The organism is Paenibacillus sp. PK3_47 (genome assembly GCF_023520895.1).
Lineage (GTDB): Bacteria > Bacillota > Bacilli > Paenibacillales > Paenibacillaceae > Paenibacillus_AQ.
The window spans coordinates 1,157,597-1,179,978 of record NZ_CP026029.1 but is presented as its reverse complement, the minus strand read 5'-3'; the positions used below and the strand labels follow the sequence as shown (position 1 = coordinate 1,179,978).

At 51.3% G+C, this 22,382-nt stretch carries 20 protein-coding genes; 16 read left to right on the top strand and 4 right to left on the bottom strand.

The window, feature by feature from the left end; all coding sequences use genetic code 11:
- The first annotated feature begins 5 nt into the window (after window positions 1-5).
- Window positions 6-1,142: a tRNA guanosine(34) transglycosylase Tgt gene (tgt, locus tag C2I18_RS05395; RefSeq protein ID WP_249900253.1), complete on the top strand. Its 1,137-nt coding sequence runs from the start codon at window positions 6-8 to the stop codon at window positions 1,140-1,142.
- Between the two features lie 147 nt (window positions 1,143-1,289).
- Entirely contained in the window at window positions 1,290-1,604 is a 315-nt protein-coding gene (yajC, locus tag C2I18_RS05390) for a preprotein translocase subunit YajC (RefSeq protein ID WP_249900252.1), read from the top strand.
- A gap of 84 nt (window positions 1,605-1,688) precedes the next feature.
- On the opposite strand, the gene C2I18_RS05385 is transcribed toward yajC, so the two are convergent.
- The gene (locus C2I18_RS05385) at window positions 1,689-2,528 is read right to left on the bottom strand and encodes a phosphatase PAP2 family protein (RefSeq protein WP_249900251.1); all 840 of its coding nucleotides are present in this window, start codon (window positions 2,526-2,528) and stop codon (window positions 1,689-1,691) included.
- 93 nt (window positions 2,529-2,621) lie between these two features.
- Window positions 2,622-3,014, bottom strand: coding sequence for a TIGR04086 family membrane protein (locus tag C2I18_RS05380; protein ID WP_249900250.1), 393 nt, complete (start codon window positions 3,012-3,014; stop codon window positions 2,622-2,624).
- Window positions 3,015-3,249: 235 nt separating this feature from the next.
- On the opposite strand from C2I18_RS05380, the gene C2I18_RS05375 reads away from it, so the two are divergent.
- Window positions 3,250-4,041, top strand: coding sequence for a YetF domain-containing protein (locus tag C2I18_RS05375; RefSeq protein WP_249900249.1), 792 nt, complete (start codon window positions 3,250-3,252; stop codon window positions 4,039-4,041).
- Window positions 4,042-4,049: 8 nt separating this feature from the next.
- On the opposite strand, the gene spoVB is transcribed toward C2I18_RS05375, so the two are convergent.
- On the bottom strand, window positions 4,050-5,627 hold the full coding sequence (gene spoVB / locus C2I18_RS05370; protein ID WP_249902012.1) for a stage V sporulation protein B: 1,578 nt from the start codon (window positions 5,625-5,627) through the stop codon (window positions 4,050-4,052).
- A gap of 244 nt (window positions 5,628-5,871) precedes the next feature.
- On the opposite strand from spoVB, the gene C2I18_RS05365 reads away from it, so the two are divergent.
- From C2I18_RS05365 to C2I18_RS05340, 6 genes are all read left to right on the top strand, one after another.
- The gene (locus C2I18_RS05365) at window positions 5,872-6,072 is read left to right on the top strand and encodes a post-transcriptional regulator (RefSeq protein WP_481857918.1); all 201 of its coding nucleotides are present in this window, start codon (window positions 5,872-5,874) and stop codon (window positions 6,070-6,072) included.
- Between the two features lie 220 nt (window positions 6,073-6,292).
- Window positions 6,293-7,543: a protein translocase subunit SecD gene (secD, locus tag C2I18_RS05360; RefSeq protein ID WP_249900247.1), complete on the top strand. Its 1,251-nt coding sequence runs from the start codon at window positions 6,293-6,295 to the stop codon at window positions 7,541-7,543.
- A complete protein-coding gene (gene secF / locus C2I18_RS05355) occupies window positions 7,533-8,435 on the top strand; it encodes a protein translocase subunit SecF (RefSeq protein WP_249900246.1) in 903 nt (300 codons plus the stop codon). The genes secD and secF overlap by 11 nt, the downstream gene beginning before the upstream one ends.
- A gap of 118 nt (window positions 8,436-8,553) precedes the next feature.
- The gene (locus tag C2I18_RS05350) at window positions 8,554-9,513 is read left to right on the top strand and encodes a cation diffusion facilitator family transporter (RefSeq protein ID WP_249900245.1); all 960 of its coding nucleotides are present in this window, start codon (window positions 8,554-8,556) and stop codon (window positions 9,511-9,513) included.
- A 29-nt stretch (window positions 9,514-9,542) separates the two neighbouring features.
- Complete coding sequence (gene recJ, locus C2I18_RS05345; RefSeq protein WP_249900244.1) at window positions 9,543-11,948, top strand: single-stranded-DNA-specific exonuclease RecJ; 2,406 nt, start codon at window positions 9,543-9,545, stop codon at window positions 11,946-11,948.
- Window positions 11,949-12,096: 148 nt separating this feature from the next.
- Window positions 12,097-12,615 carry an adenine phosphoribosyltransferase gene (locus C2I18_RS05340; RefSeq protein ID WP_249902011.1) on the top strand — a complete coding sequence of 173 codons (519 nt, stop codon included), beginning with the start codon at window positions 12,097-12,099 and terminating at the stop codon, window positions 12,613-12,615.
- A gap of 94 nt (window positions 12,616-12,709) precedes the next feature.
- Here the strand turns inward: C2I18_RS05340 and uraA are convergent, their stop codons facing one another.
- The gene (gene uraA, locus C2I18_RS05335) at window positions 12,710-14,020 is read right to left on the bottom strand and encodes a uracil permease (RefSeq protein ID WP_249900243.1); all 1,311 of its coding nucleotides are present in this window, start codon (window positions 14,018-14,020) and stop codon (window positions 12,710-12,712) included.
- 352 nt (window positions 14,021-14,372) lie between these two features.
- Between uraA and C2I18_RS05330 the strand changes: the two genes are divergently transcribed.
- The 7 genes from C2I18_RS05330 to aspS all read left to right on the top strand — a co-directional run bounded on the left by C2I18_RS05330 (window position 14,373) and on the right by aspS (window position 22,363).
- A complete protein-coding gene (locus tag C2I18_RS05330) occupies window positions 14,373-16,553 on the top strand; it encodes a RelA/SpoT family protein (protein ID WP_249900242.1) in 2,181 nt (726 codons plus the stop codon).
- A gap of 21 nt (window positions 16,554-16,574) precedes the next feature.
- Window positions 16,575-17,018 carry a D-aminoacyl-tRNA deacylase gene (dtd, locus tag C2I18_RS05325; protein WP_249900241.1) on the top strand — a complete coding sequence of 148 codons (444 nt, stop codon included), beginning with the start codon at window positions 16,575-16,577 and terminating at the stop codon, window positions 17,016-17,018.
- Window positions 17,019-17,205: 187 nt separating this feature from the next.
- Window positions 17,206-17,361, top strand: a complete 156-nt coding sequence (locus C2I18_RS05320) for a hypothetical protein (RefSeq protein ID WP_249900240.1) — start codon at window positions 17,206-17,208, stop codon at window positions 17,359-17,361.
- A 76-nt stretch (window positions 17,362-17,437) separates the two neighbouring features.
- A complete protein-coding gene (locus C2I18_RS05315; RefSeq protein WP_249900239.1) occupies window positions 17,438-17,944 on the top strand; it encodes a type 1 glutamine amidotransferase domain-containing protein in 507 nt (168 codons plus the stop codon).
- A 37-nt stretch (window positions 17,945-17,981) separates the two neighbouring features.
- Window positions 17,982-18,428 (top strand): hypothetical protein, encoded by a 447-nt coding sequence (locus C2I18_RS05310; protein WP_249900238.1) that lies wholly within the window; start codon window positions 17,982-17,984, stop codon window positions 18,426-18,428.
- A gap of 797 nt (window positions 18,429-19,225) precedes the next feature.
- The gene (gene hisS / locus C2I18_RS05305; RefSeq protein WP_249900237.1) at window positions 19,226-20,479 is read left to right on the top strand and encodes a histidine--tRNA ligase; all 1,254 of its coding nucleotides are present in this window, start codon (window positions 19,226-19,228) and stop codon (window positions 20,477-20,479) included.
- Window positions 20,480-20,584: 105 nt separating this feature from the next.
- Entirely contained in the window at window positions 20,585-22,363 is a 1,779-nt protein-coding gene (gene aspS / locus C2I18_RS05300) for an aspartate--tRNA ligase (RefSeq protein ID WP_249900236.1), read from the top strand.
- Window positions 22,364-22,382: the final 19 nt, after the last annotated feature.

Sequence of the window (22,382 nt, the reverse complement as noted above, 5' to 3'; positions counted from 1 at the left end):
AACAAATGGCAGCAATAACTTATGAACACATCAAGACCTGCAAACAGTCGGGAGCACGGCTGGGCAGAGTCCATACCCCGCATGGTGTGATAGAGACACCTGCATTTATGCCGGTAGGCACACAAGCTACAGTGAAGACGATGAGTCCTGAGGAACTGAAGGAAATGGACGCTCACATCATTCTGAGCAATACCTACCATCTGTTTCTCCGTCCGGGCCACGACATTGTCCGTGAAGCCGGCGGACTGCACAAGTTCATGAACTGGGACCGGCCGATCCTTACGGACAGCGGCGGTTTTCAGGTGTTCTCACTGAGCGATATGCGCAAGATCACCGAGGAAGGCGTTCATTTCCGCTCCCATCTTAACGGGGACAAAAAGTTCCTCTCGCCGGAAGTGGCGATGGAGGTTCAGAACGCGCTCGGCTCCGATATTATGATGGCTTTTGATGAGTGTCCGCCTTATCCGGCAGAATACGATTATGTCAAAAAGTCGCTTGAACGCACCACCCGCTGGGCGGAAAGATGCCTCAAAAGCCATGCCCGTCCTGAAGACCAGGGCCTGTTCGCGATCGTACAAGGCGGGATGTTTGAAGACCTGCGCCGCCAGAGCGCAGCTGATTTGACTTCCATGGATTTCCCGGGTTATGCTATTGGGGGACTGAGTGTCGGAGAATCCAAAGAAATCATGTACGAAGTACTGGATTATACTGTTCCTCTGCTTCCGCAAGGGAAGCCGCGTTACCTGATGGGTGTCGGTTCGCCTGATGCACTGCTGGAGGGGGCAATCCGCGGAGTGGACATGTTCGACTGTGTCCTGCCCACACGCATTGCACGCAACGGTACCACTATGACCAGCCAGGGAAGACTCGTGGTCCGCAATGCCCAGTATGCCCGTGATTTCGGGCCGCTGGATCCGGAATGCAGCTGTTATACATGCCGGAATTATTCCCGTGCTTATTTGCGTCATTTGATCAAGGCTGATGAGACTTTCGGCCTACGGTTAACAACCTATCATAATCTGCACTTCCTGCTGGATTTGATGCGCAAAGTACGTGAAGCGATCAAGGAAGACCGGCTGCTTGATTTCAGAGATGAATTCTTCACCCAATACGGACTGCATGATAATCTCAAAGGCTTCTAAACAGAACAGCAGCAATTCTTGAATACTGTGGAATATAGGGTTAGCGTTTTCATGGCAACATGGTTATATAAAGCTTAGTCAAGAGGAAACGCGCAGCATAGTACCGGGTTGTGTTTCATTGCATTATTGAAAGGGGGGAAAGATAATATGTTTCAATTTGCAGCAAGTACACCAGCGGCCAGCGGAGGCAGTATTCTGGGTCTCGTAGGACCGTTTGTACTTATGTTCGTGGTATTCTATTTCTTGCTTATTCGTCCGCAGCAGAAGAAGACCAAAACCCGTAACGCCATGCTCAAGTCGCTCAAGAAAGGCGACAAGATCGTAACGATCGGTGGTCTTCACGGGACGATCATGGAGCTCTCGGACGATATCGTCGTGCTGAGAGTTAACGATGTTACGAAATTGACCTTCGACCGCGGTTCGATCAGCCATGCTGTTACGACTGTGGAAGACAAAGAGTAGAGATCATTATCAACTACATAAAAAGCGGCTGTTCTCTGATCCAGAGGACAGCCGCTTTTTTGGTGTATATGGGGATATTTGATCTTAAGGGGTATTGGTTAAACGTCTCCGCAGGGCGAGTGACTTGTCGCTGCCGCGCAGAGTCAGTCTGGCAAGCTGAACGGCCACAGAGGTGGAGACAACAGCCAGCAGTGCGCCGCCCAGCATATCCGTCAGCCAGTGAATACCGAGATAAAAAATACCGAACACTATAAAAGCTGCTGATACAGACGTTATTGCCATCCAGCGGCGGTTGCCTGAACGGTAAGCCAGAATGGCCGATGAGACCGAGATGGCGGTATGAAGGCTGGGAAAACAGTTGTTCAGACCGGACAACGGCCGGTATTCCTGTTCAAACCGGGGGAAGACCTCCAGCATGGTAAATCTCACGCCCGCCGGAGCATAGGACCAGACCTCATTCACGGGAAAGTACAGGAAGAACGGAATGGCGATGGCATACACGAGCATGATCGTATAGCAGGTTGCGTACAGCATCACACGGTTATTATCCAGCAGGTAGACCCCGAGAGATGCAGCCAGTACAGACTGCAGCATGAAAATATAAAAGAACACGATGACCGGCGTCAGCCAGGGAGCATAGAAGAGGTTCTGAAGAACCTGGACAAAATGCCCTTCCAGCCCGAAAAAGACAGAAGTATAGTCTGAAGGCAGATGCATTTTGTTCTCGATCCGCAGCTCATATTTATTAATGGCAAGCACACTGATCATACCTGCTACAATTAGAATGAATTTGTAAGAGCGCAGCATTTCCTTTCCGATCTGGACAAAGGCCAGAAGCGGGTTACGGCGGGCGCCCAGCCAAATCAGCAGGATGACTATCAGGACAGTGAACCAGATGACATGATTCATGGATTGATACAGCAAAGCGAGTAAAGCCTCCTCGATAACATACAAAGTCAGATGACATCAGTGTAACATATTCCGGGAGCAGTTTTCATTTTTAGGAAATTAAACTATTTAACTCTTCTGCAAATTTACACCAAAAACGCCGCCAAGTGAGCCGATGGCTCCCGCCGCCAGCACCCATAACAGATCAATCCCTGCAGGCGAGCTGTCAAGCGCCAGAAATCCCACCAGCAGTACGATAAGCCCGTACAATATTCCAGTCAGAGCACCCTGGTACCAGCCTTTGCTGGCTGCCCTGCGGCCCGCCGTCAATCCGCCAAAGGCAGCAGCGATCCCGTGCACGATATACGTGTACACCGCAAGATCCTGTTCCTGAAGCCCGCTGCCCCACAGCAGGAGCGAAAGGACGAAAGCGCCCAGCAGCATCCAGAGGAATGAGCGGCATAAGCCGGACAATAAAGGGCTCGTCAATCTCCAAGAGAACAGGCGCCGAATGAAGTACATGGTACAACCTCCTAAATGTTTTTTAAGCATACCCTGATTCCCTGCCCTGCCTAACTATTAATCATTGTATGGGGAGGCTTGCCCCAATAGTACAAGTTTGGCAAAGAGCGTTCTTTTACCATTAATTAATAAAGCGGCTTCCGAATGTTACCTTGGCAGGGAGGCCAGAATAGGGGTACATTAAACCGCCCGAAAGCAGCTTTACGGGTGAACCAAGAAAGGGAGCGAAGAGCATATGTTCCAGCAGATCACTGCCCATGTCTTTTTGACCGTGCTGATGTATATCTTCATTTTCCTGAGTATGCGTATTATGGGCAAACGGGAGATCGGCAAGCTGTCCGTGTTTGACCTGACGATTTCCATTATGATTGCGGAGATTGCCGTATTTGTGATTGATGATATAGAACGGCCGATTCACGACGGACTGGTCCCTATGCTGACACTAGTGCTGATTCAGGTCTTGGTCGCCCAGATCAGCCTGAAAAGCCGCAGGCTGCGGCTCATGATTGACGGCAGGCCAAGCGTGTTGATTTCGGGCGGCAAGGTAAACCGCGGGGAAATGCGCAAACAGAGATACAATATTGATGATTTGCTGCTTCAGCTGCGCGGACAGAATATCGACAGTCCTGCCGATGTGGAATTTGCCATTCTGGAGACCAGCGGCCAGCTCACTGTAATCGAGAAGAATAAGGGGATATCCTCCTCCAACCAGTCGGGAAACAGCAAGTCAAATGCCAATGAAAAAGAAGAAGGGAATAACGGCAGCGGCAGCAGCAGCAGCTCCGCCAATTCCGGCAGTTCAAAAGGCATTCAATTGCCGAAAGAAAAAATCAGATATGAAGGTCTGCCGATTCCGCTCATTATGGACGGGAAGGTGCAGGACAGCAATCTGGAGGTCATCGGAAAGAACAGGTTCTGGCTCAGGAAAGAGATCCGGCAAAAAGGTGTTTCTGATTTTCGTGATGTGTTTTTGTGCACAGTTGACCACAAGGGCCAAATCTATATAGATCCCCAGCGCAACACTTAGAAGGCAGCTTAACGCCGGCGTTTGAAGAACGGCAGACGGTCAAGATCACGCACAGATATAAGCCCTGTCAAAAAGCAGATGCCAAGATATACAGCCATTCCGCACACGGAGGAGATCAGAAACTGCAGCCAGCGCTCACCGGCAATGGGCACGGATGTATACACATAAGACATTCCGGCTGCCATAATAATCATCGCGGTCAAGGTTTTGAGCAGCACGGACAAGCGGAAGGACAGCTTAATCAGCCTTACTACACTGAGACCGTGCAGAAGTGTCACCAGAATACTGTTAACGATAATAGCCATAATGGCACCGTAAATCCCATACTCGGGCCTTGAGGCGAGAATCAGAATAAGCGTAATTTTGACGACCGCACCAATCAGGGTATTAATAAGCGCCCGGCCGGGGCGGTCCATCGCCTGGAGTACGGCCTGAAGCGGTGCCTGTACATACAAGAACAGTGCAAAGGGAGCCATCATCCGCAGCATCGGGGCGGTTTCAGCATTGCCGTACATCAGCGTACAGAGCGGTACGGCAAAAATATACATAATGGCGGCAAAAGGGGCACCTGTTACGAGCGCAAGCCGCAGCGCCTGGTGAATTCTTTTGTGAATGGCTGCAGAATCATGACGGGCCGAAGCTTCCGAAAGGGAAGGCACGAGTGATACCGCAAGCGAAGAGCTGAGCACTCCCGGCAGCAGCAGTAAAGGAATAACCATCCCCTGTAAAGACCCGTACTGTGCAGTGGCCGCTGCAGCCGTTATTCCGGCGAGTGCCAGACTGCGTGCGGTAATAATGGACTCCAGCAGATAGGAGAAGGAGCCGACAAGCCGGCCGGCTGTGACGGGTACAGCTATGCCGAGCAGACGCTTCAGCAGGAAATTGGAATTCGCTGCAGGCATAGCAGCACCTTGTTGGCCGGACAGGAGTTCGGCAGCCCCTTTACGGTCCCTTTTTACAATAAAATGATACTGAAGCAGCAGAACCATCAACCCGGCAATCTCTCCGACCGTAACGCCCAGCATGGCTCCTGCCGCCGCAAAAGCGATTCCTTTGGGAAGCAGCAGCCAGGAGAACCATAACATAAAGAAGATCCGGATAATGGATTCCAGTATGGAAGACAAGGCGGAAGGAATCATATTCTGCGTGCCCTGAAAATAACCACGGTAAACGGAGGAAACGGCTACAATAGAGATCATTGGCGTCATGCTGATAAATGTATAATACACACGGCTGTCCGTCAGCAGCCTGCTCGATACCCATGAGGCGCTGAAGAGGGCAACAAGGGTGAACAGGATGCCAAGACTCAGGCTGAGGGCAAGTCCGGTGCGCAGGATGCGGCGCGACTCCTCCGGCCGGTTCTCCCCTTCCGCCTCAGCAACCATTTTGGCGATGGCAAGCGGGATTCCGCCTGTAATGATCGTAACCAGCACGATGAAAAACGGGTAACCAAGCTGATACAAGCCCACACCTTCGGGACCTACAATCCGCGGCAGGGCGATCCGGGGAATAAAGCCCAGCATCCGGTTAATGATTCCGGCGGCAAGCAGGATTAAAGTTCCTTGGATAAAGGTCTGTTTACTCAATTTGTTCAATGGGCACTCCTTCTTCCCGAAATGAAATAAGGGCACTGCTTGTATATTCATATGCCGGGCCGGGGGCAAAGCATGACAAGCCCGGGCAGGATAACTTTTCAGCGGAAGCAGGAATGGGAACAAGGAAGGTCGAATGATGTAAGGTGACATGCAAAAAGCTAGTGAATGATGGAGGTGTCAACACGTGGAATCGGCGGAATGGACCTATGAGGAGCTGAGCGAAGAGATCGAAGCCATGTGCCGCAGCAAAGCGGAGGAATTCCGGCTCCTCGGCTATGAGTATGTAACCGGCAAGGATATCTGGGATTGTATCAGCCGCAACTATACCAAGGAAGGAAAGCCGCCCCTGCACAAGCTGGTAAATGATATTTATTCGCTGAAGGCCACCAGTTATATGAATTACCTGACTATTGCCGCCTACAAGGGGCTGAATTGAGCAAAAGGAACGATTTTCTTTTGCAAAGAGGTTCAGGAAGAAGTAAAGTAAAGGAAGACCAATTAACCATCTCCTATATAAACGGATGGCTTGCCGATCACTGCAGAGCCGGCCGTTTCTTTGTGTGAATGCAGCACCGTCATTCTTACATAAATTGACGGTGATTTCGCACGTCGTTATAATAGGAATATTGAGTAATGAAAGGGGAACTAGCAAGAGCATGAAGAGACTTATGGGCTTTATCATCACCGTGCTCGTTTTAACAGGCGTCATGGCGTTTACTACTCCCGGGCTGCTGGACAAGGTTCGGCTGGGTCTTGACCTGAAGGGCGGCTTTGAGATACTGTATCAGGCCGAGCCTATGGATGTAGGCGGAGAACTTACCCGTGCTTCACTGCAAAAAACGGCAGAAAGTCTGGAAAAACGGGCCAATGCACTTGGCACAAGCGAACCCGAGGTAACTACGGAAGGAACGGACCGCATCCGTCTCAAGATTGCGGGGGTTACTGACGAGGCTGAGGTACGCAAAAAAATGAAAGAACCTGCAGTTCTGACCTTCCGCAGTGCCGCTGAAGGCGACGCAGCGGGAACCTATAGCAAGATTGAGCTTGTAGGCAGTGATTTTGTCGAGGGGGCAGCTGAAGTTCAGCGTGATCAGCTGAACCAGCCGGTCATCAGCATCAAGGTGAAAGATAAGGATAAATTTGCCGAAATCACGAAGCGTTTGCTTGGCAAGGAGCTCGCTATTTATCTGGATGAGAGACTGCTGTCTGCTCCATTCGTAAGAGCCGAGCTTACCGACGGCAATGCGTCGATCTCCGGTAATTATACAATAGATGAAGCCCGTGAACTGGCCGATACGATTAACCTCGGTGCTCTGCCGCTGAAGCTCACGGAGAAATACTCCCAAAGTGTAGGCGCAACTCTGGGTAAGCAGTCTCTTGACCAGACCATTATGGCCGGTCTTGTGGCTTCTGTAATCATTCTGATCTTCATGATCGGTATGTACCGCCTGCCGGGGATACTGGCGAGCTTTGCACTGATTTTGCATACATGGCTCCTGATTCTCGTATTTGTACTTGCAGACTTTACTTTGACCCTTCCAGGTATTGCCGCATTTATTCTCGGTATAGGGATGGCGGTCGATGCCAATATCATTACCAATGAGCGGATAAGAGAAGAGATGCGCAGCGGCAAGAGTATTCTGTCTTCCGTCAAAGCAGGAAACAAAACCTCTTTCCGGACGGTTATGGACGCCAATGTGACAACTATTATCGTAGCAGCTGTTATGTTCGCTTTCGGTACAGGTGCAGTTAAAGGGTTTGCCCTGATTCTGATCGTCGAAATTGTGCTCAGTATTGTAACAAACCTCTATTTTGCCCACTGGCTGCTCAGTACTCTGGTCAAATCCGGCGCTCTGAAAAAACCGAAGCAATTTGGGGTAAAGGAGAGTGACATCAGTGCGCTTTAAGAAAGAGCTTGATTTTGTACATTTGAGCAAGTATTTTTATATATTTTCCATCGTACTGACTGTACTCGGTGTAGGCTTTCTGGCATTTCTCGGATTGAACTACAGCGTTGATTTCAAGGCCGGCTCCAATGTGGACGTCGCGCTTTCAAAGAGTATTACCCAGGAGCAGCTTGCTCCGGCACTTGCCAGCCTGAATATGGAGCATGAACCCAGCATTACGATTGGCGACCAGCGGGTGAACATCCGGTACGATGAAGTATTGAATGACACCCAGAGTGAGGCCCTCAAAACGGAAATCACCAAGCTGGATGACCAGGCTTCCTTCGAAATTAATACAGTGGATACGGAGATGGCCAAAGAACTTGCCCGTAATGCTATCTACTCTGTACTTCTTTCATGTCTGGGGATCATCATCTATGTAAGTATCCGCTTTGAATGGCGTTTTGCCCTGGCGGCGATTGTAGCGCTGATGCATGATGCATTTATGGTAGTTGCCATTTTCTCGATTTTCCGCCTGGAGGTCGATATTACCTTTATCGTAGCGGTGCTTACCATCATCGGTTATTCTATTAACGATACGATCGTTATCTTTGACCGGATCCGCGAGAATCTCCGCTTCGGCAAGCAAAAAACCTATGAAGATCTTAAGGCGCTGGTCAACAAGAGTGTGGCCCAGACCCTTATGCGTTCACTATACACAGCATTTACAGTATTCATTGCTGCGTTCTTCCTGTTCGCGCTTGGCGGAGAGTCCATCAAGATGTTCTCGCTCGCTATGGTAATCGGTCTGCTCTTCGGAGCTTATTCTTCCATCTTTATCGCGAGTCCGCTCTGGCTGCTGCTGAAGAAGCGCCAGAAGCCGGCCGTAAACAACAATCCGGCCAAAGCCTAAAGGATTGCTGTAACCCGAAAGCCGCGTCTAAGACGACGCGGCTTTTCGGAATCTTTGGAGGAGAAAGTCAGAGAATTCATCATGAGTTTACTTGCTACCAGGTAAGGAGGGCCTCGTTATGAAAGACAAACAATCACCGCAGAGTGAGTCGGTTACATGGACGGGAATTGTCAGTGATGCCGCGCTGGCGCTGGCCAAGGGAAGCGTGGGGTATTTCACAGGCAGCAAGGCGCTGCTAGGGGATGCGCTGTATTCCGGAGCGAATGCTGCGGCCAAGCTTGCCGAGGTGCTTCCGTGGCGCATGGAACAGGTGAAGCCGAAGAAGAAGGAGCGGAACCTTCAGCGGCATGCTAATAAAGAGCATCTCGTTGCGATTCTTTTTTCCGTCCTGATTCTGATGGCCGGTGTACAAATTGCCTTTTCGGCTATCCGTGATCTGACCCGGGGAAATTTATCTACTCCGGGCGAAGCAGCTATTATTACCGTTCTGATATCTATAGTCTTAAAAGAGGCCATATTCCAATATCAATACCGTTATTTCAAAAAGGTAGGCGATGGAAGTCATGCCGCTTATGCTGACAACCACCGTTTTAGTCTGTATACCTCAATTATCGCACTTATTGGGATATCTGCTTCTATGGCCGGAGGATATATCGGCTGGCATCCGCTGCTCTATATGGACCCGGTCGCTGCGCTGCTGACCAGCTTCCTGATTTTCCGCAAAGGCTATTCGCTTATTATTGCTTCTGTGTACGTAAAGAACAAACAGGAGCTTCCTTCAGAAGAAGCTGCCAGCTTTATAGAAACGGTGCAGCGGGTGCATGGAGTTATCCGTGTAGAGCATTTGACGGCACTGGAAGAAGGCCGTTATGTGAATCTCCAGGTCAAAATCAGCGTTAACCCGCGGATTACTGTAATGGAAGCCCAGGATATTTCGGAATGCGCCAGAAAGCTGCTGCAGCACCGTTTTGTCCATGTAGGCGAGGTTCATATGGATGTTGTGCCTTATGATCCGGGTTATCCTTATAAAAGCAATCATGAACTGGCGGATAATGATATTCCGACACTGCTTCAGTAGTGCGTATGGTGAGAGAAAGGTGAGATCTATTGCTTCATTCAAAAACAAGATGGCAATCTCCGGAAGCCGACTCCGAAGCCGTACAGGAATTGGCCCGGAGCCTTTCTATTTCTCCGCTTCTTTCTTCCCTGCTGGTGAGCAGAGGATTCGGAAATCCGGATCAGGCTCTGGAATTTATGGACGGCGGGGCGGATGACAGCCATGATCCGTTTCTGCTCAAAGGGATGAGAGAGGCTGTACCGCGGATCAGAAAGGCTTTGCAGGAAGAAGAACATATCCTTGTCTATGGCGATTATGACGCTGACGGGGTATCAAGTACCTCGCTAATGATTTATTTGCTGCGGTATTTAGGCGCTTCTTTTGACATTTATATTCCCCATCGTTCCAATGAAGGATACGGCCTGCACAATCATGCCCTGGACTGGGCAGTACAGCAGGGGGTAACACTGGTAATAACAGTGGATACCGGGATCAGCGCTTATCATCAGATCGCCTATGCTGCAGAGCTGGGGATTGATGTCATCGTTACGGATCATCATGAACCTCCGGAGCTGCTGCCCGAGGCTTATGCGCTGATTAATCCGAAGCTCCCTGATTGCCCATATCCGTTCAAAGGGCTGGCAGGTGTAGGGGTTGCCTATAAGCTGGCCCAAGCGCTGCTGGGCGATAAAGTACCGGAAGAATGGGCTGAAATCGCAGCGATCGGAACTGTGGCTGACCTTATGCCGCTGCTTGGGGAGAACCGCAGCCTGGTGCGCAAAGGGATTGCCAGCATGCGGAATTCTCCTTTTCCGGGAATCCGGGCATTGCTGGGTGTCGGCGGGATTACAATTAGTACGGTCAGCGCTGTGAATATTGCCTTTGGCATGGCACCGCGGATTAATGCCAGCGGAAGGCTGGATCATGCGGGCCGCGCAGTCACCCTGCTGACAACGGCCGATCCGGATGAAGCCGAACAGCTTGCCGGTGAACTGGATCTTCTCAACAAGGAACGGCAAATGGTAGTCGACAGAATTGTGACGGAAGCAGCGGAAAAACTGACCCGCCAGCTTGACGGCGGAGGCGGGGTGCCGGACATTATTGTCCTTGCTGAAGAGAACTGGAATGTCGGCGTCGTGGGCATTGTAGCCTCCAAGCTTCTGGAGCGCTATTACCGGCCTGTGATCATACTCGATATCAATCCGGAGACAGGCATGTGCAAAGGCTCCGCCCGTTCTATTCCCGGTCTCGACATTCATGCTGCGCTTACTTCCTGCAGTGAGCTGATGGACCATTTCGGCGGACACCCGGCTGCTGCCGGAATGAGCCTGCACCGAGATCAGATTGCTGCTTTTACAGCAGCTTTGAACGAGTATGCGGCTTCAGTGCTGACACCGGAGCATTTTATCCCTGTGACGGCTGCTGACGGTGAGGTGGAAATTGCCGGGCTGACGCTGCAGGCTGCGCTGGATCTGGACAGGCTGGCCCCCTTCGGGATGTCCAACCCGCTGCCGAAGTTCGTGCTGCGGGGAGCAGCCGTGAAGGAGACGCGCAAAATGGGCCAGGAGGGCAAGCATCTGAAGCTTGTCCTTCAGCAGGGTAAACATACGATAGAAGCCGTTGCTTTCGGCAAAGGTCCGCTTGCGGACCTGCTCCCGGGCGGTACCCAGATTGATGTCCTGGCTGAGCTGTCCGTAAATGAATGGAACGGCTCACGCAAGCCGCAGCTGATGCTGCAGGATCTTGCGGTGCCCAAGTCACAGCTGTTTGATCTGCGGGGAACCTCTGATGCAGTGAAGCAGGCGGCTTATCTCAGAGAGCTGCTGCAGCCCTACAGCGGAGAGACTGCCTTCAAAGCCGCTGCGGTATTTCAGAACAGCCGCCTGACGCCGCTCAGCCAATTGAAAGGAATGTCGCTTTGGGTATATGATGAGGAGGCAGGAATTTCTGCGCTGGGACCGGGACAAGCGGAGGCAGGTGACGGCCATATCTCCCTGCTCTGTCTGCTCGATATGCCGGAAACGCCGGAGCAGCTTGATGCGGTGCTTGCAGCTTTTCCGCAAGCGGATAATATCGCCCTGCTGCACCCGCTCCGGGACGGGCGTGACCGGCTCCAGATTCCGACCCGGGACCATTTCAAATCGTTATATAAATTAATTGCTTCGATTGCCGCCACAGCAACGCCGGAGAATGAGGTGCTGCTGCGGCTGAGCCGCCAGTCCCCGCTGAGTGTCCGTATGCTGGGGAAAATGCTGGACGTCTTCGAGGAGCTTGATTTTATCAGACGTAATAATGGGACTTTAGAGTTCGTCACCCGGCCGGCGGCCAAAAGCCTGACGGCCTCCCGAAATTTTGTCCGGCTGGGTCAAATGGCCGAAATGGAGCAGTATTTCATGGAAGGCAGCCGCAGCGAGCTGCAGGACTGGATGCTTTCCCGCCGTGCGGGAGCTTCATAGGCGTAGTAAATGTATGCTTCCGAAGCGAGTTTGTTCGAAGAGAATTCAGTGAGGTTATCCTCACAAACTAAGCGTATGCTTCCGAAGCGAGTTTGTTCGAAGAGAATTCAGTGAGGTTATCCTCACAAACTTTTAGGAGATGATCATGTTGGACTTCAAAAACAGTATTCGTGTAATTCCGGATTTTCCTCAAGCAGGTATCAGCTTTAAGGATATCACTACATTACTTAAAGACGGTGAGGCTTACCGTGCGGCCATTGATGAGCTAAAGGCTCTTGTAGCCCATCTGCAAATCGATGTCATTGCCGGACCGGAGGCGCGCGGCTTTGTTGTCGGCGCACCGCTGGCCTATGCACTGGGCGTCGGCTTTGTGCCGATCCGCAAGAGCGGCAAGCTGCCGTACGAAACCATTGAGGTAGGTTATGATCTGGAATACGGCAAAGATACGCTTGCCGTGCACACGGATGCGATCAAGCCGGGCCAAAAGGTGCTAATCGCTGATGATCTGCTGGCAACCGGCGGAACCATCGCTACTTCGGTCAGCCTGGTCGAGCAGCTTGGCGGCGAGGTTGTAGGGGCTGCTTTCCTGATTGAGCTGGTGCAGCTTGCCGGCCGCAACAAGCTTTCAGGCATTGAAGTGGTGTCCCTGCTTAATTACGAAGATTAATACAGGCCCTCTTTTCCCGGGAAATAAAAAAGCGGACTGCTGTCGATTCAAGACAGCAGTCCGCTTTTGCATATCCTATTATTTTATTCAAAGCTTAGTGTGCCGATTTCTCTTCTTCCTTGTCATTCGACAAACCGAGAACTTCAATCAGCTTAAAGAACAGGGAGAGCAGGATGCCGACAATTGTAGCCAGCGCCATACCTTTCAATTGTACCTCACCGATGTTAAGCGAGATGCCGCTGATGCCCACTACCAGCACCAGTGTTGCCAGAATCATGTTGGTGGCTTTGGAGAAATCAACCTTTTGCTCAACAAAGATTCGCAGGCCGGATGCCGCGATAACCCCGAACAGCAGGAGTGAAACGCCGCCCATTACCGGAGCCGGGATGTTGGCAATTACGGATGAGAAGGTGCCTGAGAACGAGAGCAGGATGGCAATCACTGCCGCACCGCCGATCACATACACCGAATATACTTTGGTCAGAGCCATAACACCGATATTCTCACCGTAAGTCGTGTTCGGAGTGGAACCCACGAAGCCGGACAGAATGGTAGAAATCCCGTTACCCATCAGCGAGCGGTCCAGTCCCGGATCTTTGGCCAGATCTTTGCCGACAATGTTGCTCGTTACAAGCAGGTGGCCGATGTGTTCAACAATGACTACAAGTGATACAGGAATAATGGTCAGGATAACCTGCAGGTCGAAGGAAGGAGTGACGATTGTCGGATGGGAAAAGAAACTGGCTTCGGAAATCGCAGATGTATTTACTTGACCCATGATATAAGCGAGAACATAACCGGTAACGATACCGATGAGGATATGAATGATTTTTGGGAAACCGCGGAATAGCACCGCACCGATAACGGTTACACCGAGCGTCACCAGGGAGAGGGTAATGGCTTTGCCGTCAGGCGTCCAGTCAGCAGCAGCCACACCTTCCGGCGCGATCAGTCCGGACATGCGTGCAGCAACCGGAACAAGCTCCAGTCCAATGGTTGCGACAATGGCTCCCATAACCGCCGGAGGGAATACTACATCGATCCAGCCGGTGCCCGCAAAACGGACGATCAAAGCGACAAGAATGAAAATAATACCTGTAACGATAAAAGCGCCGAGTGCAAGTGAATATCCATGCATGTGATCACCCTCGTGCTTTCCAAGCACACTCAGAACCGGCGAGATAAAGGCAAAGCTTGAACCGAGATACGCGGGGATTTTGCCGCGGCAGATCAAGATGTAGAGCAGGGTGCCGATACCATTCATCAGCAGGATCATGCCAGGGTCTACCCCGAACAGGTTAGGAACAAGCACCGTGCTGCCGAACATGGCGAACAGATGCTGCAGACTCAGCAGAAAACCCGGGCCCCAAGGGAGTTTCTCGTTAACTTGAATTTCGCGTTGCAATGGAGTTCACTTCTCTTTCTTTGCTAGTTTGATGTTAGGTCGCGGAAAACCGCTTTTACTAGATTAAATAGTACGGCGACTTTTTACAACAATAATTTTTCAAGTGCCATCAAATTGTCCAATCTTGGCAGGCAGTTCGTACAGGATTGCCATGCTGTGGCAAGTGTTGACGTAATCCATCGTAAGCGTCATAATTATAGACAACTTTAAACTGCGCGTAGTGCAGCTTGTGAAGCTGGAGTCCTGCAAACCGCTTTACTTGCGGGTTCATTTTATAATTGAACAATGTACAATAAACTCGAGAAACTCCGACAGGAATTTTTCATATAGAAAGGAAACGGATACGACGAGAATGGGCATAGAGCAATTAATTGAAAAGGCCGCAGCCTATATAAAAGAAAAAGATCTTCTCCGCATCCGGGAAGCTTATGAGTTTGCCGATCAGGCTCATCACGGGCAAGTTCGGAAGTCGGGGGAGCCATACATTCTGCATCCGCTCGCGGTCGCAGATATTGTCGTCAATATGCAGATGGATGTCATATCCATTATTGCTGCGCTGCTGCATGATGTAGTCGAGGATACAACCGTTTCGCTGGAGCAGATCCGCGAGCATTTCGGCGATACCTGCGCGATGCTGGTGGATGGTCTGACCAAGCTGGAACGCATCCGCTTCCGCTCCAAAGAAGAACAGCAAAATGAGAATTACCGCAAAATGTTCATTGCCATGGCCCAGGATATCCGGGTCATTGTTATTAAGCTTGCCGACCGGCTGCATAATATGCGGACACTTAAGTATCAGTCGGAAGAGAGCCAGCGCCGGATTTCTTATGAAACGCTGGAGATTTTCTGTCCCATTGCCGACCGGCTCGGGATCTCGGCGATTAAATGGGAGATGGAGGATATTGCCCTCCGTTACCTGAATCCGCAGCAGTATTACCGCATCGCCAATCTGGTGCACAAGAAGCGGGCCGAGCGTGAGCAGTTCATTGAGAATGTCATCGGACGCATCCGCTCCAAGCTGGACGAGATGGGAATCGAAGGGGATCTCTCCGGACGTCCCAAGCATATTTACAGTGTCTATAACAAGATGAGCACCAAGAACAAGCAGTTTAACGAAATTTATGATCTGCTTGCGATCCGCATTATCGTTGATAACATTAAAGATTGTTATGCCACATTAGGGATCATTCATACGCTTTGGAAACCGATGCCTGGACGTTTCAAGGACTATATCGCCATGCCCAAAGCGAATATGTACCAATCGCTGCATACGACCGTAGTAGGCCCGGGCGGGGAACCGACAGAAGTGCAGATCCGCACCTGGGAAATGCACCGCACCGCCGAGTTCGGGATTGCCGCGCACTGGGCTTATAAGGAAGGCAGCAGCAACACCGGCAACCCGGAGAACCGCATGCCGTTTTTCCGCGAAATTCTGGAGCTGCAGCATGAAGCCAAGGATGCCGAAGAATTCGTGGAATCGCTCAAAATGGACTTTTTCTCTGACCTGGTATTCGTGTTCACCCCAAAAGGCGAGGTTGTGGAGCTGCCGGCTGGCTCGGTACCGCTTGATTTTGCCTTCCGGATTCATACAGAGGTTGGTAACCGGACGATCGGGGCCAAGGTGAACGGAAGAATTGTACCGCTTGACCATAAGCTGAAGACCGGGGATATTGTAGAAATCCTGACCTCCAAGAACTCATACGGACCAAGCCGTGACTGGCTTAAGATTGCCCAGTCTTCGCATGCCCGAAGCAAGATCAAGCAGTGGTTCAAGAAGGAAAAACGCGAGGAGAACGTCGAAAAGGGCCGTGAAGCATGTGAGCGCGAGCTGAAGCGCCTCAATGTTGAAGTGTCCGATTTTCTTACGGAAGATAAGATGTCCGAAGTCGCGAAGAAATTTGCCTTTAACGATGTGGAGGATATGCTCTCCGCAGTCGGCTTCGGCGGGATTACCGCAGCGCAGATTGCCTCCAAGCTGACAGAGAAGCTGCGCAAGGAGCAGGAGGATGCCGCCGGCTATCTGGAGCTTACTTCGGAGATGAAGGAGATCAAATCCAGCGGGGAGAAGCGCAACCAGCCGACCAATGGCGTCCGTGTCAAAGGGATTGATAATCTGCTTGTCCGTTTTGCAAGGTGCTGTAATCCGGTGCCGGGCGACGACATTATCGGGTACGTGACCCGCGGGCGCGGAGTTTCCGTTCACCGTGAGGATTGTCCTAACATTCCGAACGATGGTGACGGAGAGGAATCGGCACGGGTAATTGAAGTCGAATGGGAAGGCAGCATGGAAGCCAACTACAGTGTCGACATCGAGATCACCGGACATGACCGCAACGGTCTGCTCAACGAAGTGCTGCAGGCAGTCTCGGAGAGCAAGACGAACATTTCTGCGGTTACCGGGCGTTCCGACAAGAACAAGATGGCAATGATTCACATGACCATCCTGATCCGCAATACTGACCATCTGCAGTCTGTAGTAGACCGGGTAAAACGGGTCAAGGATGTATATACGGTTAACCGCATCATGCAATGACGCAAGGAGTGAAATACGGCAATGAGAGTGGTTGTACAGCGCTGCAAGGAAGCCAAGGTTACCGTTGAGGGTCAGGTTACCGGTGCTATTGGCGAAGGGCTGATGCTGCTTGTCGGCGTGACCCATGAAGATACAGAGAAGGAAGCCAAATATTTGGCTGACAAGATTGCCGGACTGCGGATTTTTGAAGATGAAGCCGGCAAAATGAACCATAGCGTGACTGAGACCGGAGGCGCAATCCTCTCCGTATCGCAGTTCACGCTGTACGGGGACTGCCGCAAAGGCCGCCGCCCGAATTTCATGGCTGCAGCTGCACCTGGAGAGGCGAAGCGGCTCTACGATTATTTTAATCAGGAGCTGAGAGCGGGGGGGCTGCAGGTGGAAACGGGTGTGTTCGGAGCAATGATGGACGTATCCCTCGTTAACTGGGGCCCGGTTACGCTTATTGTCGACAGCCAGGGTTAGCGGATTACCTATACCTGAATATTTATTAAATTTAAGATGCCGTATGTTGTTTCCTTCATGGAGCCGATATGCGGCTTTTTGTGTGTTTTTGCAGCAGCAGTGCTGTTCTGAGGATAAGAGGATAGAGCCTGTCCGTACTGGTTAAGCTAATGGATATGACTATATCTCCAAGGGGCATGAATCTATTATGAGACAATCGCCAAAAGCATGGATATGGAACGCGATGCGGACAAGTGCAGCAGGCAGCTATGCTGAAGCTTCTTCGGCAGTAAAGGCAGCAGAGGGACAGCAATCCGCCGAGGTGCTCAAAGGTAAAAGAGGCAGCCTGCTGCCGCGCACTTAAACATGCTGGTTATAAACCACTGTAATCAGGGTAATAAGAAAAGAGAACAGAATAGCCAGAGAGGAGCATTTATTCCATGAGTAAAGTTGCATTTCTACTAGCTAACGGCTTTGAAGATTCCGAAATGAAGGTTCCATACGATGAAGTTATAAAAGCAGGACATGAGGCGGATATTATCGGCCTGAAAAAAGGTGAGACACTGGAGGGTAAGCAGGGTAATGAGTCTTACACTGCAGAAAAAGCAATCAGTGAAGTGAACGCCGGAGACTATGACGCTGTAGTTATCCCAGGCGGTTCATCACCAGAAAATCTGCGGCTGGACACAGACATTCTCAGCTTTGTTACGGAGGTTAACAGTGCCGGCAAACCAATTGCTGCAATCTGCCACGGTCCGCAAATTCTGATGAGTGCCGATTTGCTTCAGGGCCGGACCATCACCTCCTACCCGCCGCTCAAAGATGATGTCATCAACGCGGGTGCCGAGTTCAAGGATGAAGAGGTCGTTGTTGACGGCAATTACATTACTTCACGCACGCCCCAAGACGAGCCCGCATTTGTGCGTGAGCTGCTGAAGGTGCTGTAATCATAAATAACACCAATTTTTTAAGGAGGGAAAGACAATGAGTAAAAGAATCCAGGCTTATTTCAGAACAGAAGATGAAGCAGAAGGTGCAAGAGTTTCACTAATCCCTTATGGTGTAAGCGATTCAGAAGTATCTGCGCTGACAGATCCGCTTGACGCGGACGGAAGAAGCACACGGAATTTTATTCTGCCGCTCATTCCTTACAACAACTCCGCAATGACCGGCGGGGCCTATGGAGTTGCAGGAGCTACAGGTACACTCTCAGGTGCACCGATCGTTCCTCCCATCAATGTCGGTGACCGGGTCGATGATCCGGAGGCCCGCAGCGCCGGGGATGTACGCGAGGGTACAGAGCCGCTGCTTGGCGGCAATGATGAAGATGATCTCCATTATGTAATGGATCTTAAAGTCGAGGATGCAAGCTTCAACGAAATAGTAGAGGTGCTGCGCGGCAAGCACGCTTATGTTGAGGTATTTGATTAAAGCGGGCAGCATCACAAATAAGGCGGTTCAGCCGCCTCTAAGCTCCGGCGGCCAGTATGGCTGCCGGAGCTATTTATTTGCAATTTTAAGGAAATGTTGAATGAAACCGCTGGACAGAGAATAATGTTGTAGTGTAAAGTGGATTTTGCTGATATACAGGGGGATGTCCGGGAATATAAAACGCTTTCACGTACCGTAATATAACTGTAATATTACGTACATCATTCCTTAATATAGCGTGTTTATAATAAAAGCATGACCCCCTTTTTTATAATATATGATGATGGACCTGCAGCAATCGGCTGCAGGTCATTTTTTTTTGAAACGTCAATTTGAGCGGATTCCCTTGACTTTAGCGCAGTGGTTCAGTAGAATCTAACAGTATACGATATGTCATATCATGTTTTGATGACGGGAACAAGTAATCCGGACCCCACAACCCCAGAGAGGAATCCCCGCAGAACCGGCTTTCATCGTTTAGAGATGGAACTGCCCCTTCTGCAAGGCTGCAAGGATTCTGTTGATGCACGGATGAATGACCTCCCCGAGAACGCACGGCGAAAGCAGGCGGTTCATTCTGCCATCCAGTAGCCGGTTGCGCGTAGGCGGGCGTTAACCGCTTAGAGCGGGTCACAGCACTTGGTTGCTGAATCCGGAATGTGGGTGGTACCACGGGTGAATTATTAGTTTATAATAATCCCTCGTCCCTGTTTGTTATGAACAGGGCGGGGGATTTTTTGCTTTTTTAAGCGGTATAAAGAGGCTGTACAAGGTGGTCATTTTCAGGAGGGATAGGCGTGGCTAAAGAAAGATTTGAGAAACCTACGGGAACACAGGATGTGCTTCCGGGTGCAGTGGAGAAGTGGCAGGTTGTAGAAAGCAAAGCCAGAGATCTCTGCCGCCGCTTCAACTACCGGGAAATCCGGACTCCGATGTTCGAGCACACCGGATTGTTCGAGCGCGGTGTAGGAGAGACAACGGATATTGTAGAAGGTGAAATGTATACGTTCAAGGACAAGGGCGACCGGGATCTGGCGCTCCGTCCTGAAGGAACTGCAGGGGTCGTGCGCGCTTATGTACAGAATAAGCTCTACGGCGAACCGGATGTCAGCAAGCTCTACTACATCGGACCGATGTTCCGTTATGAGCGGCCGCAGGCCGGCAGATACCGGCAGTTTCACCAGTTCGGCATCGAAGCCTTCGGTGCAGTCGATCCGGCTATTGATGCCGAAGTGATCTCCATGGGCTATCAGTTCTACAAGGATCTTGGACTGAAGGATGTAAGAGTGGACCTGAACTCTGTAGGTAATGCGCCAAGCCGTGCGGCTTACCGGGAAAAGCTGCTGGATTTCTTAAGACCGATGAAAGATAATCTCTGCGGCGACTGCCAGCGGCGCATGGACCGCAACCCGCTGCGGGTGCTGGACTGCAAGGTCGACCAGGACAAATTCGGCGGTGCGCCTTCCATTCTGGACAGCCTGGATGAAGAGTGCACAACCCATTTTGAGAAGGTCAAAATGCATCTGGACGCTATGGGGGTAGAGTACAACATCAATCCCCGTCTTGTCCGCGGACTGGATTATTACACGCATACAGCGTTTGAATATAAAGCAGCAGGTATCGGCTCCATCGATACTGTCGGCGGCGGCGGCCGTTACAACGGGCTGGTGGAAGAGATCGGCGGACCGGATCAGCCGGGTATCGGCTTTGGGATCGGTCTGGAGCGGATTCTGCTGATCCTGGAGAGCCAGGGGGTAGAGCTGGAAACAGTGAAGCCGCTGGATGTATATTTTGTTGCGCTTGGTGAAGCCGCAGAACAGGAGATCACGAAGCAGCTGTTCAACCTGCGCAGCCTTGGCTTCTCTGCGGAGCGGGATTATCTCGGCCGCAAGATGAAGGCGCAGATGAAGTCGGCAGACCGCATGTCGGCACGGTATACAGCCATTCTGGGTGAGGATGAGCTTAAGAACGGCGTTATCGCCCTGAAATCGATGGAGACCGGAGAACAGAAGACCGTCAAGCTGGATGAGCTGGCGCAGTCACTGGACTAGGCATTACAGCTATTCGCTGATGAAGCCTGGGTTTAAGGGAACAAACCGTTTAATGAGGGTTCTATTAATAGAGAGTACTTTTAACCATGAAGGGGTAGATGAATTATGACAAGAAGTCATCATTGTGGACAATTGACGCCGGAGCACATCGGCCAGACTGTAACCTTGAACGGATGGGTGCAGACCCGCCGTGACCTCGGGGGCGTGCTTTTTATTGATCTCCGCGACCGCAGCGGTATCGTACAGATCGTATTCAACCCGGACTATTCCGGTGAAGCGCTGCAAATTGCCGATAAGGTGCGCAGTGAATATGTCCTCTCCGTTACGGGTAAAGTTGTAAAAAGGGATGAAGAGACCGTTAACCGCAACCTGCCTACAGGCGAAATTGAAGTGCAGATTACAGATATTGAAGTGCTGAATGCTGCCAAAACCCCTCCGTTCTTCATCGAAGACGGTGTGGAAGTGGATGAGTCCCTGCGCATGAAGTACCGTTATCTGGACCTGCGCCGTCCGGAAATGTACAAAACCCTGCTGCTGCGTTCGAAAGCGGCAAAAATTTTCCGTGACTTCCTGGACAATGAAGGCTTTATCGATGTAGAAACTCCAATTTTGACCAAGAGCTCTCCTGAAGGCGCACGGGATTATCTCGTACCAAGCCGTGTGCATGAAGGCGAATTCTTCGCACTCCCGCAATCGCCGCAAATTTACAAGCAGCTGCTGATGGTCGGCGGCCTTGAGCGCTACTACCAGATCGCCCGCTGTTTCCGTGATGAGGATCTGCGTGCTGACCGCCAGCCGGAATTCACCCAGGTTGACATCGAGACTGCCTTCATGCCGCAGGATGAGCTCCTCGGGATGATGGAAACCCTTTTGCAGCGCCTGCTCAAAGAAACTGTCGGTGTTGAAGTGGCTGTTCCGTTCCAGCGTCTGACTTATGCTGAAGCGATGGGCAAATACGGCTCGGATAAACCGGACCTGCGCTTCGGCCTGGAGCTGGTTGAAATGAACGATATCGTTGCCACCAGCGGTGTGAAGGTATTTGCTTCGGTAATCGAAAAAGGCGGAGAAGTGAAGTGCCTTAACGCCAAAGGCTGCGGCACATGGACCCGTAAGGAGATCGACGACCTTGGTCCTTATGCGGCACGTTACGGCGCGAAAGGCCTGGCCTGGATTCAAGTGAAGGACGGGGAGTTCAAAGGACCGATCGTGAAATTCTTCTCTGAGGAAGAAATTGCAGCTGTTAAGGAACGTACGGGCGCTGAAGACGGAGACCTGCTGCTGTTCTCTGCAGACACCAAAAAAGTGGTAGCCGATGTCCTGGGCGCACTGCGTCTCAAAATCGGACGCCAGCTGGGCCTGATCGATGACAGTGTATTCAAATTTGCCTGGGTAACCGAATTCCCGCTGCTCGGCTATGATGAAGACCAAAAACGTTATGTGGCAGAGCATCATCCGTTCACACGCCCGATGGACGAGGATTTGCACCTGTTCGATACGAATCCGGGAGCGATCCGTGCACAGGCTTACGATATCGTGCTTAACGGCTACGAAGTAGGCGGCGGTTCCCAGCGGATCTACAAACGTGATGTACAGGAAAAAATGTTCGAAGCGCTGGGCTTCACACCGGAAGTGGCCTACGAGAAATTCGGCTATCTGATGGATGCGTTCGAATACGGCACCCCGCCGCACGGCGGAATCGCTTTTGGTTTCGACCGTCTGGTGATGCTGCTGTCCGGCCGCACGAACCTGCGCGAAACGATTGCTTTCCCGAAAACGGCAAGTGCAACCGACCTGCTGATGGACGCTCCGTCCCCGGTAGATGCCGGACAGCTGGAGCAGCTGCATATCAAGCTGGCTCCAAAGCCGGAGAAAGCGAAAAACTAACTCAAAACCATGCTGCTGG